This is a genomic window from Telluria sp. ZB4P36 (assembly GCF_059685865.1).
Map to the genome: position 1 here is coordinate 370,492 of NZ_JCASIE010000001.1, position 13,074 is coordinate 383,565.

General features: G+C 65.4%; 12 protein-coding genes. 4 read left to right on the plus strand and 8 right to left on the minus strand.

The features are described from left to right. Positions 1-41: 41 nt before the first annotated feature. The 4 genes from pdeM to AC56LK_RS01795 all read right to left on the minus strand — a co-directional run bounded on the left by pdeM (position 42) and on the right by AC56LK_RS01795 (position 4,603). Positions 42-698 carry a ligase-associated DNA damage response endonuclease PdeM gene (gene pdeM / locus AC56LK_RS01780; protein ID WP_497182844.1) on the minus strand — a complete coding sequence of 219 codons (657 nt, stop codon included), beginning with the start codon at positions 696-698 and terminating at the stop codon, positions 42-44. Then, positions 695-3,154: a ligase-associated DNA damage response DEXH box helicase gene (locus AC56LK_RS01785; RefSeq protein WP_497182845.1), complete on the minus strand. Its 2,460-nt coding sequence runs from the start codon at positions 3,152-3,154 to the stop codon at positions 695-697. The genes pdeM and AC56LK_RS01785 overlap by 4 nt, the downstream gene beginning before the upstream one ends. Positions 3,155-3,292: 138 nt before the next feature. After that, positions 3,293-3,682: a tautomerase family protein gene (locus AC56LK_RS01790; RefSeq protein WP_497182846.1), complete on the minus strand. Its 390-nt coding sequence runs from the start codon at positions 3,680-3,682 to the stop codon at positions 3,293-3,295. A gap of 48 nt (positions 3,683-3,730) precedes the next feature. Then, on the minus strand, positions 3,731-4,603 hold the full coding sequence (locus AC56LK_RS01795; RefSeq protein WP_497182847.1) for a LysR substrate-binding domain-containing protein: 873 nt from the start codon (positions 4,601-4,603) through the stop codon (positions 3,731-3,733). Between the two features lie 84 nt (positions 4,604-4,687). Here AC56LK_RS01795 and AC56LK_RS01800 point away from each other — a divergent pair, with 84 nt between their 5' ends. From AC56LK_RS01800 to AC56LK_RS01815, 4 genes are all read left to right on the plus strand, one after another. Continuing rightward, a complete protein-coding gene (locus AC56LK_RS01800) occupies positions 4,688-5,767 on the plus strand; it encodes an NAD(P)H-dependent flavin oxidoreductase (RefSeq protein ID WP_497182848.1) in 1,080 nt (359 codons plus the stop codon). A gap of 57 nt (positions 5,768-5,824) precedes the next feature. Next, positions 5,825-6,151, plus strand: coding sequence for a hypothetical protein (locus tag AC56LK_RS01805; protein ID WP_497182849.1), 327 nt, complete (start codon positions 5,825-5,827; stop codon positions 6,149-6,151). 139 nt (positions 6,152-6,290) lie between these two features. Then, complete coding sequence (locus AC56LK_RS01810; RefSeq protein WP_497182850.1) at positions 6,291-6,527, plus strand: hypothetical protein; 237 nt, start codon at positions 6,291-6,293, stop codon at positions 6,525-6,527. A gap of 22 nt (positions 6,528-6,549) precedes the next feature. Next, a complete protein-coding gene (locus AC56LK_RS01815; protein WP_497182851.1) occupies positions 6,550-7,608 on the plus strand; it encodes a GGDEF domain-containing protein in 1,059 nt (352 codons plus the stop codon). Positions 7,609-7,748: 140 nt separating this feature from the next. On the opposite strand, the gene AC56LK_RS01820 is transcribed toward AC56LK_RS01815, so the two are convergent. The 4 genes from AC56LK_RS01820 to AC56LK_RS01835 form a co-directional block, all read right to left on the minus strand. Next, positions 7,749-8,345 carry a YdcF family protein gene (locus tag AC56LK_RS01820; protein WP_497182852.1) on the minus strand — a complete coding sequence of 199 codons (597 nt, stop codon included), beginning with the start codon at positions 8,343-8,345 and terminating at the stop codon, positions 7,749-7,751. Positions 8,346-8,450: 105 nt separating this feature from the next. Beyond that, the gene (locus AC56LK_RS01825) at positions 8,451-10,085 is read right to left on the minus strand and encodes an ATP-dependent DNA ligase (RefSeq protein ID WP_497182853.1); all 1,635 of its coding nucleotides are present in this window, start codon (positions 10,083-10,085) and stop codon (positions 8,451-8,453) included. After that, positions 10,078-11,127, minus strand: coding sequence for a ligase-associated DNA damage response exonuclease (locus tag AC56LK_RS01830; protein WP_497182854.1), 1,050 nt, complete (start codon positions 11,125-11,127; stop codon positions 10,078-10,080). Before AC56LK_RS01830 ends, AC56LK_RS01825 begins: the two co-directional genes overlap by 8 nt. A 15-nt stretch (positions 11,128-11,142) precedes the next feature. Next, positions 11,143-12,852 (minus strand): RecQ family ATP-dependent DNA helicase, encoded by a 1,710-nt coding sequence (locus AC56LK_RS01835; RefSeq protein ID WP_497182855.1) that lies wholly within the window; start codon positions 12,850-12,852, stop codon positions 11,143-11,145. Positions 12,853-13,074 lie beyond the last annotated feature (222 nt).

The following is a 13,074-nucleotide window of genomic DNA, read 5'->3' on the forward strand; positions in this document are numbered from 1 at the left end:
CTGACAAGACAGTACGCTCGAGCACAGCGAGGGTCGGTACGCTATCGTACGCAGTGGACCGCCTCGCCCGAGCTGACGTAGATGCGGTCGCCCGGTTCCGGTCGGATCGCATGGCCGCCGGTGAAGGCGCCGAAGGATGGGAGGATCATGCGGTCCCGGCCGACCACGAAGCACGGCAGGCGCAAGGCGTCGAAACGGGTCGCCAGCACATAGACCGGATGGATGTGGCCGGCCAGCGCATAAGCCGGGGACTCGAGGTCGGGATGGTGGCAGAAGGCGAAGGGCCCCAGCACATGCGGCTCGTCGACGAGGGCAATGCCGAGCGCCGCGGCCGGGTCGCCCGCATGGCGGTCGTGGTTGCCGCGCACCAGGGTGAGCAGCAAGTCGCGCCGCCGTTCGCGCCAGGCCAGCATGGCCGCCTGGGTGGCGCCGGCATGGGCCGCGCGCGCATGCAGGAAGTCGCCCAGGAAGACCACGTGGCGCGCCCCATGCGTATCGACCAGGGCATCGAGCCCGAGCAGGTTCTCGGTGGTGGTCCCGCGCGGCACCGGCACGCCCAGCGCGCGGAAGGCTGCGGCCTTGCCGAAGTGGATGTCGGCGATCACCAGCATCTTTTCATGCGGCCAGTACAGCGCCTTCTCGGGCAGCAGCAGGACGGTTTCACCTGCGACGCCGACTTCCACGCCGGCGCCGCTCATACCGCCGCCGCCTTTTCCAGTTCGCGCACCATGCGCGCGACGCGGTCGGACAGCTTCTCGGTGCTGACCTTCTCGCGGAAGCGCTCGACCATCAGCGCGAAGCCGAAGGGGGTGGCGCGCTTCACTTCGCGGAAGGCGACGCGGCGCCCGTGCAGCTCCTCCAGCGTCTCGCGCAGGCGGGTCAGTTCCAGCTCCTGCTCCAGCACTTCGCGCTGCGCCTGGGTCAGCAGCAGGTTGCCGGCATCGTGCTTGCGGAAGACCTCGAAGAACAGGGACGAGGATGCCTGCAGCTGGCGGTTCGATTTCGGCTGGCCCGGATAGCCCTGGAACACCAGGCCGGCGATGCGCGCCACCTCGCGGAAGCGCTGCTGCGACAACTGGGTCGCGTTCAGGCTGCCCAGCACGTCCTCGAGCAGGCAGTCGGTGCTGAACAGGTCCACGCCCGCCCCTGTGGCAGCCTCGAAGATGCGGGTCCAGTCGACCGCTTCAGGGCTCATCAGCTCGAAGCCGTAGTCGTTGATCGCGATCGAGAAGGTCGATGGCTGCATGCGCCCGATGCGGTAGGCGAACAGCGAGGCCAGTCCCATGTGCACCGAGCGCCCGGCAAAGGGATAGACGAACAGGTGCCAGCCTTCACGGCTCTTCATGCTTTCGAGGACCAGGGTCTCGCTGGTCGGCAGCGCCGACCAGCGGCACTGGATCTCGATCAGCGGACGGATGGACTCCATCTCGGGGCTGTCGTAGATGCCTTGTGAGGCCAGGCGCAGCTCTTCCAGCGCCGCATGCGCCAGCTCCGAGGACATCGGCATCTTGGCGCCGCTCCAGCGCGCGATCGCCCCGCGGTTGGTGTTGGCGCGCTTGACGAAGGCCGTCATCTCGTGGACCCGCACGAATTCGAGGATGCGCCCGCCGAACAGGAAGTGGTCGCCCGGCTTCATGCGCGAGATGAAGGATTCCTCGACGCTGCCGATCCGCCCCCCGCTCATGTACTTCACCGAGATGGTCGAGTCGGACACGATGGTGCCGATCCCCATCCGGTGGCGCCGGCCGATCGCCGTATCGGGCACGCGGTAGACGCCCTCCTCGTCCGGCAGCACGCGGCGGTACTCGGGATACACGGTCAGGCTCTGGCCGCCGCGCGCGACGAAGTCGAGCGCCCACTGCCATTCTTCCTCGTCCAGGTGGCGGTAGGACCAGGCGCGCTTCACTTCCTCGAACAATTCGCCCGAACGGAAGCCGCCGCCCAGCGCCACCGTGACCAGGTGCTGCACCAGCACGTCGAAGGGTTTGTTGGGCACGTAGCGGCCCTCGATGCGGCGCGCCGCCACCGCCTTCCTGGCGGCCGCCGCCTCCAGCAATTCCAGGCTGTTGGTCGGCACCAGGGTCACGCGCGACACCCGCCCCGGCGCATGGCCGCTGCGGCCGGCGCGCTGCAGCAGGCGCGCAATGCCCTTGGCGCTGCCCACCTGCAGCACGCGCTCGACCGGCAGAAAGTCGACGCCGAGGTCCAGGCTGGCGGTGCAGATCACCGCTTTCAGCGCGCCCTTCTTGAGGCCCATCTCGACCCACTCGCGCACCTCGCGGTCGAGCGAGCCGTGGTGCAGCGCGATCACGCCGGCCCAGTCGGGCCGTTCGTCGAGGATGTTCTGGTACCAGATCTCGGACTGCGCGCGGGTGTTGGTGAACACCAGCGTGGCCTCGTAGTGCTCGATCTCGCGGATCACCGGCCCGAGCATCTGCAGGCCCATGTGGCCGCCCCAGGGAAAGCGCGCGACGTTATCGGGAATCAGGCAGTCGACCACGATCTGCTTGCGCAGGTCGCCCTCGACCAGTACACCCTCGTCTCCGCCCAGCAGCACCTGGCGCGCGAGGTCGAGGTTGCCCATCGTGGCCGACACGCCCCAGATGACCAGCTCCGGGCGCCAGTGGCGCAGGCGCGCCAGCGCCAGCTGCACCTGCACGCCGCGCTTGCTGCCCATCAGCTCGTGCCACTCGTCGATGACGATCATGTCGAGGTGCTTGAACTGCTCCTGCGCGGCCGCGTGGCTGAGCAGCAGCGACAGGCTCTCGGGCGTGGTGACGAGGGCGCTGGGCCAGCTGCGCGACTGGCGCGCGCGCTCGGCCGAACCGGTGTCGCCGGTGCGCGCGCCGATGGTCCAGCCGGGCGCCAGTTCGGCTGCCGACTGCTCCAGCGCGCGCAGGGTGTCGGCCGCCAGCGCCCGCATGGGCGTGATCCACAGGACCCGCAGGCCGCCGGGTTTGCGTCCCTTGACGAGCGAGCCGCGCTGCAGGGCGGCGAACCAGACCGCGAAGGTCTTGCCGGCGCCCGTGTTCGCGTGCAGCAGGCCGGATTGCCCGGCCAATGCCGCCTTCCAGACATTGCGCTGGAAGGGAAAGGCGGTCCAGCCGCGCGCGGCGAACCAGGCCTTGACGGTGGCTGGCGTAGGCCCGCTCATGCAGGCGGCCGGACGCACATGCCGGCTGTTCGCTCGTGTTCGAAGGTCGTGTCCATGCTTGCTGGCTTTGGGTCTGGGCCGAGTCTAGCAGAGGCACTTGCCGGATGGCGCAGTGCTCGCCGGCCGACCTTCCGGGGCTTAGAGCTCCCCAGTTAGAAACTGTGCCCGCCCGCGGCCGAAGGACCAGTCGGCATCGGTATTCTCGATCAGCGACACGATCAGGTCGTCGGCAGAGAGACCGCAGTCCGCTTCCAGCTTCTCGACAAGAAGACGATAGAACGCGACTTTCTGGGATTCCGGGCGCGGCCTCGATATGACCGTCAGCAGCACCACGTCATTGGAGCGCGTGTAGCCAAGACCGGTATCTTCAAGAATGAGTTCACCCGGACGATGCTGTGTGACGCATTGATAGCGATCGCGCGAGGGAACCTCGAAAGCCTCGACCATTGCGTGGTGAGCGCTGTCGAGCAGTTGACGCAGCTGCGCATCGTTGCGCCCCGTGATCAGGTCGAATTTAAGTAAGGGCATACAGGAACTCCAGCGTAAAGAAATGAAAATCGTGCTCGACAGCGGCGTTCATGCCCGGATCTCGGCGATCTGGGCGACCAGATGCTGGAATGCAGGGACATCGAAACCGTCGCGCGCGAAAAGGTAGGTCACACAAGGGCCAAGTGACAAGGTCTTCAGGTCCACTGGCGCGCTGGTCAGCGCCAGCACACTTTGCGGCAACACCGTTACGCATGCGCCGGCAGCGACGCAGGCGATCATCGCATGGTAGGAACTCATCTCCTGGATCTTCCACTCCGTCGTGCCGGCGATCCCCAAGCGGGTATCTGCCAGGCTCCGGTAGGTACAGCCTTGCGGAAACGCAGCAAGCGAACGGGTCCGGATCTGCCTGGGGTTTCGGGCGTCCGACTCGCTGGCGGGCAACAGCAAGACAAGCTCTTCGGTCCACACCTGCGTGGCCTGGATACCGATTTCCTGCAGAGTCGTAGCGTCCATGGAGGGCGGGAGCGCTGCGAATGCACAGTCCAGTTTGCCTGTCCTCAGCTGTTCAATCAGCTGGCGGGATGGCCCCGTGCTGAGTTCCAGACGGGTATTCGGGTGGTGCCTGTGAAACTCCGCAAGGACGGTCGGCAGACGGCTTGCAGCCGTACTCTCCATGCTGCCGAGCCTGAGCACGCCGCCATCGCGGCCGCCAGTCACGACATGGCGCGCCTCCTCTTCCAGTGCCAGCAGGCGCTTTGCATAGTCGAGGAAGCGCTCGCCGGCTGTCGAGAGCGCAATGCGTTTTCCGGTGCGGACGAACAGGTCAGCGCCCACATCGGCTTCCAACTGTTGAATGCGTGTGGTGACATTCGACGGGACACGCCCGAGCCGCGCAGCGGCCTGCGTAATGCTCAGTTCTGCCGCAACAGCGCAAAAAATCTTCAAGGACTCTGAATCCATATCATTCCTCCGTTCAGAATGATAGTATCATCTTATTCTCTTAATGAGAACATACAGTGTCGATCATTCGCCGAAGGAGAAGCCATGCATTCGTCCCAGCACTTCCTTGCGCAATTTGGCATGCGCTACCCCATTATCCAGGCGCCGATGGCCGGTGTTGCCACACCTCGTCTTGCGGCCGAAGTGTCGAATACAGGAGCACTCGGATCACTTGGCGTGGGCGCGAGCACCGTTGCCCAGGCGCGCCAGATGATCGAAGAAACGCTTGCCATGACCAGCAAGCCGATTAACGTCAACCTGTTCTGCCATGCACCTGCGCGGCGCGATGCTGCCGGCGAAGCCGCCTGGCTGGCCCATCTCGCGCCCCTGTTCGCCGAGGCGGGAATCGCCTTGCCGCCGTCGCTTGAAGAAATCTACAAACCGTTTATCGACGACGAGGATGCGTTCCGGATGCTGCTTGAGCTGCGTCCAGCCGTGGTCAGTTTTCACTTTGGATTACCTTCGACAGAACGCATCGCCGCACTGCGGCAGGCGGGCATCCGGACCATGGCGACAGCGACCGATGTCCAGGAAGCCCGCCAGATCGAAGATGCGGGTGTCGATGCCATCGTGGCGCAAGGCATGGAGGCTGGTGGACACCGGGGGATGTTCGATCCTGACGCCATCGATGAACGGCTGAGCACAGCAGTCCTGGTACGGCAGCTTGTCAGACACTCGCGGCTGCCGGTCATTGCTGCGGGCGGCATCATGGATGGCGCAGGCGTCAGGGCGATGCTCGATCTTGGAGCGGCGGCTGCCCAGCTCGGTACCGCCTTCATCCTGTGTCCCGAGTCGGCCGCCAACGCCGCCTACCGCGCAAACCTGAAGAGTGAGCGTGCCGCCGTGACAAGGCTCACCGCCGCGCTTTCGGGGCGGCTGGCCCGGGGGATCGTGAATCGCCTCATTTCACACGGCGATGCAGCCGGCGCGCCACCGCCTGCCGCCTATCCGGTGGCGTATGACGCGGCCAAGCAACTTCATGCGGCTGCCGCAAAGGCGGGCAAGCATGAATTCGCTGCACATTGGGCAGGGCAAGGCGCTCCGCTCGCACGCGAACTGCCGGCCGCGGAACTGGTGCGTACGCTCGTCGACGAGCTGGATGCGGCACCTGACACGGGAAGCTGAACAATGTGTTCGCCCCTGCGTATTTCCCGCCCTGCCGAAAGCCTGGCGGAGCAGCTGATGCATGAGCTGCAGCGGCATCGATCCGGCGAGCGAGGAATTGCGGATGTAACGCGTTCGTTCATCGAGGCGATTGAGCACGCCGTGAACGCTCCCAAAGAGGACCGTAGAAAAATCGCCGCTTCGGTGTTTCGTTTTGATGTGCTGCTTCTGGACAGGCTCGACGAATTTCAACGGCAAGCCGACCACCGGGACGGATCCCTGGCCATCGGACAGCCTGCGTCGGTCGATGATGGACGAGCTGTACGGGCGCTGCTGCCTGAAGTCATTCGGCAAATTGCCAGGATAGAAGCTGGACAGTGTGTTGCTGTGCTGTCATTTCACTAAGGAGGTAGCTGGCGTCCGTATCCGCTTGTAAATAGTTCCGACGAAGGTAAGGAAAGTTTTTCCCGGCCGCGTGACGAATGGGTGTATGGTGGGCTTTTGCAAGGGGCAGACCAGCATGGCCTGGACGGCGGATCGTGACATGAGTGAACGGCAGAGGCGCACAGACGTCGAGACGGCAAAAGTGGTGACGCGCGGGGTGAACATCCTGATGGTGCGCGACCGCTCGGTGGCGCGGCATTACATGGAATACATGCATGTCCCGCCGGAGGTCATCGCGCGCGTGCTCGACCAGCCCGGCTTGCGGCGCACGCCCAGCGCCGAACTGCAGATGTCGGAAGCGATCGTTCCCTTCCCGCGCCGGCCGGTGGACGATTAGGCGACAGCAAAGAGGCGCAGCGATGATGAGCAAGGATGGGGCGCAAGCCCGCCCACTGGACGCACCCCAGCTTCGCATCTTGCTGAGCTTGTCTCGCGAGCTGTTCCAGACCGACGACACCGCCAGTTCGCTGGCCCTGGCTGGACGGACCCTGGCCGAGATGCTGCGGCCCGATGCGGCCCTGCTCATCCTGCGCAACAGCCGCCTGATCATGACCGGTTTCGACCGCGCCGGCAACGCGCAGGAGGCGGACGAGGCCCATCCCCTGTACGCGGCCGGCATCGCCCAGCTGTCCACCCTCGAGAACCCCAGTGAGCGAACCGGCGCGCCACCCGCCGCGCGCACGCTGGCGCTGGCGGTGCCCCTGCATGACGCGCTGGCCTCGCTCACCGTCGCCTGGGACCACGACCAGCACCCCGCCGCGCAGGACGCCTGCCGGCGGGCCGGGCAGACCATCCTCGAGCTGACCGCGGCGGCGCTGGGCAAGATCGAAACCCGCAGCGTGCTCGAACACCGGATCGCGCAGCAGCATGCGCTGCTCGCCAGCTCGGCCGCTGCCCACGCCGCCGAACTCGCGCGGCGCGACCAGACGGCCACCGAGATGCGCATGCTCTCGCTCACCGACGTGCTCACGGGCCTGTACAACCGGCGCGGCTTCTTCGTGCAGGCCGAACGCGTCTTCAAGGTGGCGCAGCGCAAGCGGGCGCGCAGCGCCGTGATCTTCGCCGACATCGACGGCCTCAAGCGCGTCAACGATCAGCAGGGCCATGACGCCGGCGATGGCCTGATCCGCGACGCGGCCCTGGTGTTCCGCCAGTCCTTCCGCCAAGCCGACGTGGTGTCGCGCCTGGGCGGCGACGAGTTCGTCGCCTATACCCTCGACGACGAGCGTCCCGGCGCGATCATCGAGCGCATCGAGGCCAACCTGCATGCCTTCAACCTGATGCAGGAACGGTCCTATCCGGTATCGATCAGCACCGGCGTGGTGTCCTGCGATCCGCTCGGCGGGCATTCGCTGGTGGACTACGTGCTGCTGGCGGACGAGCAGATGTATGCGCGCAAGCGCAGCCGCCTGCACTGAATTGCCACAAAGTCATCGAGCGCGCTGTGCGCATGGTCAGCGAAGTTGCCAGCGAGTACGAATCGCAGTGCGCGGCCATCCAACATCGCACTGTTACGAAGGGATGGAACCGACCCAAAGCAGTTGCCCGTGCTATGGCTTTAACCAACTGCCGACCGCGGATATCCTGAGCATCCGTCTATCTCTTCCAGGAAACCTTCTGCTAAGTAACGAGGGATTTTGTTGAATTCGCCAAGTACCCGGGCGCGAAACTCTTCATGCTCGTGCCAGCGCTCGGCAGGAGTTTGGAAATAATTGATCGGGCAAACTGATAAGCTCAAACCTGGCCAATGCCTCCGCAAAGTCATTAGGTAGCGTCGGGTCGAGCATATTTTCCCAATGACGACGACACTGCGAATCGCAGCAAGGTCTATCACCTCGGCTACCTTGGCCCGTCCGAACCGTACGTTCTCTCCGGTGTTCATTGCTTCAGTTTCCAGTATGAGAACGTTCTCAGGTATCCCGAGACCGACTAGTCGCTCAGCGATCACCTCTGCCTCTGCTAGAGGCATCGACCTTGTCCGCCCACCAGATACCAGCAGCCGGCTGTACATGCCGTTCTGCCAGAGTTCATGCGCTGCCTCGCAAAACTCCGGCACGCCATGACGAGTGCCAAAAAGGAATCCGAGATCGGAGGCGCACACCGGAAATGACGGCATGACGTAATCAGCAATGCTCTGTAAGTCGTCGTGTGACATAAATTCAATGATTGCTCGTGGCCCGATAAGGGACGGCCAGACTCTCTTAGTGTATGGTGCTGTTGCTCTCAAGACAAGCAAGAGCTGATGTCAGGCGTTGCAGCCCTAAGCGCCGGCAGCGGCCAGCAAGCCCTTCAAGGTATCGAGCGTATCCGCCTCCTCCACCGGCTTGTCAAGGCGCCGCCGCAGGATGCGCGGAAAGCGCACCGCGATGCCGGCCTTGTGGCGGGTGGACAGGGCGATGCCCTCAAAGCCGATCTCGAACACCATGGTCGGCTTCACCGAGCGCACCGGCCCGAACTTCTCGATGGTGGTCTTGCGCACCGCATTGTCCACCTGGGCGATCTCGGCGTCGGTCAGGCCCGAATAGGCTTTCGCGAAGGGCACCAGCTTGCGTTCCTCGCCCTCCCCGTCCCACACGGCGAAGGTGTAGTCGGTGTAGAGCGAGGCGCGCCGACCGCTGCCGGCCTGGGCGTAGATCAGCACCGCATCGACCGTGTAGGGATCGATCTTCCACTTCCACCAGGTGCCGACGTCCTTGGTGCGGCCCACGCCGTACTGGGCGCTGCGCGCCTTGAGCATCATGCCCTCGACGCCGCGCTCGCGCGATTCCGTCCGCAGCTTCGCCAGATCGTCCCAGCTGTCGGCCTTCACTAGCGGCGACAGGCGCAGCTGCGGCAGGTCGATGGCGGCCACTTCGGTTTCCATCAGCGCGCGCCGCTCGTGCTGGGGCAGCGCGCGCAGGTCGACGCCGCCGAACTCCAGCAGGTCGTAACAGCACAGCACCGCCGGCAGCTCGGCCAGCAGCTTGGCGCTCAGGGTCTTGCGGCCGATGCGCTTCTGCAGGTCGGCGAAGGGCGCGGGGGCGGCGCAGCCGCTCTGCCAGATCAGCACCTCGCCATCCAGCACCGTGCCTTCCGGGATGTGCAGACTGGCCAGCTCGGGGAAGCGCTCGGTGATCAGGTCTTCGCCACGCGACCACAGGAAGCTCTGGCCGCCGCGCCGCACCAGCTGGGCGCGGATGCCGTCGTACTTCCACTCCACCTGCCAGTCGTCCACTTCGCCCAGCGCCGCAGGGTCGCCCTGCAGCTGGTGGGCCAGGAAGAAGGGATAGGGCTGGCCGCCGCGCAGCGCATGTTCCTCGTCCGACTGGGCGGCGATCAGCTTCAGGAAGCTGGCGGCCGTGGGACGCACCGAGTTGTCGGTCCAGCCCATCAGGCGCTGGGCGATCAGTTTGCTGTCCACGGCGGCGATCGCCGCCAGCGCGCGCGTCACCAGCAGGCGCGAGACGCCTACGCGGAAGCCGCCGCCGATCAGCTTGACGAACAGGAAGCGCTCGCGCCAGTCGAGTTCATCCCAGGCCGCGAACAGGGCTGCGCGGATGGTGCCGGGATCGGCGCCGCGCAGGGGACCGATCCGCGACTCCATCCATTCGGCCAGGCCGATCTCGCTGCGCCGGCTCGGCGGCGGCAGGATGTGGGCGATGGTCTCGGCCATGTCGCCGACCGCGTGGTAGGACTCGTCGAACAGCCAGTCGTCCAGGCCCGCATATTCGATGGCGTACTGGCGCAGCAGTTTCGTCGGCACCGCCTGGCGCGGCTTGCCGCCGGCCAGGAAGTACACGGCCCAGGCGGCGTTTTCCGGCGCGGCCTGCGAGAAGTAGGACTGCAGGGCGTCGAGCTTGCGGGTGGTGGAGGTGGTTTCGTCGAGTTCGGCGTACAGGCGGGCGAATTCACGCATCGGGCTCTCCCGTGGGCGCCTCCGCGGGGGCTGGCCCGGCCGGCGGAATCGCCTCGTCTTCTTCCTCGTCGCCGTATTCGGTATCGAAGCCCTTCGCATCCAGCCCGTTCTGGCACAGCCAGCGCACCATGGTCGGAATCGAGCCGTGAGTGACGATGACCTGCTGCGCCTCGGTGGCCTTGATGGCGCTCATCAGGCCGGGCCAGTCGGCATGGTCGGACAGCACGAAACCGCGATCGACGCCGCGCCGCCGGCGTGCGCCGCGCAGCAGCATCCAGCCGCTCGCGAAGGAATCGCTGTAGTCGCCGAAGCGTTTCATCCAGGGCGAGCCGCTGCTCGATGGCGGCGCGATCACGATGGCGCGCCGCAGCGCTGCCTTGTCGATCTCGCTGACCATGACCGTCTCCGGCAGCTCGACCCCGCCGGCCCGGTACACGCGATTGAGCGGCTCCACCGCGCCATGGCAGACGATCGGGCCGATCGAGGCGTCCAGGCGCGACAGGATGCGCTGGGCCTTGCCGAAGGCGTAGGCGAAGACCACGCTGCAGCGGCCTTCCTCGGCATTGCGGCGCCACCAGGCGTTGATCTCGTCGATGGTCTGCTGCTCGGGGTCCCAGCGGTAGATCGGCAGCCCGAAGGTCGATTCGGTGATGAAGGTGTCGCAGCGCACCGGCTCGAAGGGCGCGCAGGTCTTGTCGGGTTCCACCTTGTAGTCGCCCGAGGCCACCCAGACTTCGCCGCCGCACTCCATGCGGATCTGTGCCGAGCCGAGCACGTGGCCGGCCGGATGCAGCGAGATGGCGACGCCGTTGTGGGTGACGGTCTCGCCGTATTCCAGCCCCTGTACATTGATGTCGCCGAGACGCGACTTGAGTACGTTGACGCCGGGCGCCGCCGACAGGTAGTGGCCGTGGCCGTAGCGCGCATGGTCGCCGTGGGCATGGGTGATCACCGCCCGGTCGACCGGGCGCCACGGGTCGATGTAGAACCCGCCGGGCACGCAATACAGTCCTTCCTTGCGGACGACGACCATGTCTCCCATGCGGCTCCTTTCGCGTCAGGCCGGTTCGAGGAATTCGGCCAGGAAGGTACGCGGCTCTTCCTGGTCCGGAAACGCCAGTGTCACCTGCTCGCCGGCGACGGCCAGCACCGTGCCTTCGCCGTGCTTCGGCGCCTTCGCGCGGCCGCCGACCTCGAACTGCGGACCGCTCGGTTCCGGCGCCGGTTCATGGTCGAATTCGTCGTCGCGGATGGCGATGTCTTCCAGCAGCGCGGCCGGCGGATTCAGGCAGTTGTCGCACTTGCAGCACTTCTCGAAGCCCTCGACGGCATCGCCGAAATAGTCCAGCAGCAGCTTCCAGCGGCAAAAGCCGCTGACCGCATAGCCTACCATCTGCTCGAGCGCTTCGCGGTCGCGTTCGGCCTTGCGGACGTAGACCTCGGCCAGTTCCCCGAACACTTCCGGGTCAGGCTCCTTGTTGGTCGGCACATACTCGAGCTTGCGGTTCTGGCGCAGCAGCTTGCCATCCTTCAGCAGCTTGAGGCAGACCTTGAGCTTGGCGTCACCCGCTTCTTCCAGCGCCGCTTCCAGGCGCTCGCCCGTGACCGGCGCCTCCTCCGCCAGCTCGTGCACGACGGTGTACACCGTCTGCAGCTCGGCCGCGCTCGGGTAATGCTTGACCAGGAAGAACTGCTGGATGCGCTTGTCGTCCTGCAGGAACAGCAGCGTGCAGTGCGCGTCCAGTCCGTCGCGTCCGGCGCGGCCCGATTCCTGGTAATAGGATTCGAGGTTGGCGGGGACCTGCAGGTGGATCACGAAGCGGGTGTCGCTCTTGTCGATGCCCATGCCGAAGGCATTGGTCGCCACCATGACGCGGCGCTCGCCGTTCATGAACATGTCCTGGTTCAGCTTGCGCTCGGCGCTGGGCAGCTTGCCATGGTAGATCGTGACCGACTCGCCGGCCTCTTCCAGCACGGCCAGCATTTCCTCGGCCACCTTGACGGTCGCAGCGTAGACGATGCCGACGCCCGGCGTCTCCTGCACCAGCTTCAAGGCCTGGGCCAGCTTTTCCTGGGGATTGGTCGCCTGCAGCACGCGGTAGTGCAGGTTCGGCCGGTAGATGCCCGTATTGATGACGTTCATCTTCGGGCGGTTGAGCTGCCGGCGGATGTCGGCGATCACGTCCTCGGTGGCGGTGGCGGTCAGGGCCAGCACCGGCGGCTTGCCGAGCGCGTCGATGGCGGAGGCGATGCCGATGTAGGCGGGTCGGAAATCGTGGCCCCACTGCGAGATGCAATGGGCTTCGTCGATGACGACGATGTCGAGGGTGACCTCCTTGAGCACGGCGATGAACTCGGGCGAGACCAGGCGTTCCGGGGTACAGAACACGATTTCGCAGGCCTCGCCGGCGATCGCCTCCAGCGCCGCCGCTTCTTCCTCGGCGGACAGGCTGCTGTTGACCTGGACCGAGCGGATGCCCAGCTCTTCCAGCTTCTCGAGCTGGTCCTTCATCAGCGAGATCAGGGGCGAGACGACGATGGTGATCCCCTCGAGCATCTTGGCGGGGATCTGGTAGCACAGCGACTTGCCGCCGCCGGTGGGCATGATCGCCAGGGTGTCCTTTCCGTCGAGGACGCTGTCGATCACGTGTTGCTGGCCCTCGCGCAGCTGCTCGATGCCGAAGACGGAGCGCAGCAGGCGACGGATGGTGTTGCGGCGCACGGCCACCAGGCCGCGGTGCAGGAGTTTGGGTTCGTGTCGGGTCATGGAGGCTACTCTATGCTCGCCGCATGCGCACACGTATAGGACTTAGCCTAGCTCCCCCGTAGGAACTCAACTTTTCGCGCGACTGAAAATCGTCGTGACAATGTCACAAGGTTTATTCCTACAAACCCGCGGAGTTTTTGCCGATGGCAACGGATGGAGCAAATGCCTAAGATGGCTCCATCGTCACTACGAATTCATCGATCAGGGAGTCTCATCATGGCA

Excerpts from the sequence above, each read along its gene's own strand:
- pdeM (WP_497182844.1), bottom strand. The coding sequence starts at position 698 with ATGAGCGGCGCCGGCGTGGAAGTCGGCGTCGCAGGTGAAACCGTCCTG.
- AC56LK_RS01785 (WP_497182845.1), bottom strand. The coding sequence starts at position 3,154 with ATGAGCGGGCCTACGCCAGCCACCGTCAAGGCCTGGTTCGCCGCGCGC.
- AC56LK_RS01790 (WP_497182846.1), bottom strand. The coding sequence starts at position 3,682 with ATGCCCTTACTTAAATTCGACCTGATCACGGGGCGCAACGATGCGCAG.
- AC56LK_RS01795 (WP_497182847.1), bottom strand. The coding sequence starts at position 4,603 with ATGGATTCAGAGTCCTTGAAGATTTTTTGCGCTGTTGCGGCAGAACTG.
- AC56LK_RS01800 (WP_497182848.1), top strand. The coding sequence starts at position 4,688 with ATGCATTCGTCCCAGCACTTCCTTGCGCAATTTGGCATGCGCTACCCC.
- AC56LK_RS01805 (WP_497182849.1), top strand. The coding sequence starts at position 5,825 with ATGCATGAGCTGCAGCGGCATCGATCCGGCGAGCGAGGAATTGCGGAT.
- AC56LK_RS01810 (WP_497182850.1), top strand. The coding sequence starts at position 6,291 with ATGAGTGAACGGCAGAGGCGCACAGACGTCGAGACGGCAAAAGTGGTG.
- AC56LK_RS01815 (WP_497182851.1), top strand. The coding sequence starts at position 6,550 with ATGATGAGCAAGGATGGGGCGCAAGCCCGCCCACTGGACGCACCCCAG.
- AC56LK_RS01820 (WP_497182852.1), bottom strand. The coding sequence starts at position 8,345 with ATGTCACACGACGACTTACAGAGCATTGCTGATTACGTCATGCCGTCA.
- AC56LK_RS01825 (WP_497182853.1), bottom strand. The coding sequence starts at position 10,085 with ATGCGTGAATTCGCCCGCCTGTACGCCGAACTCGACGAAACCACCTCC.
- AC56LK_RS01830 (WP_497182854.1), bottom strand. The coding sequence starts at position 11,127 with ATGGGAGACATGGTCGTCGTCCGCAAGGAAGGACTGTATTGCGTGCCC.
- AC56LK_RS01835 (WP_497182855.1), bottom strand. The coding sequence starts at position 12,852 with ATGACCCGACACGAACCCAAACTCCTGCACCGCGGCCTGGTGGCCGTG.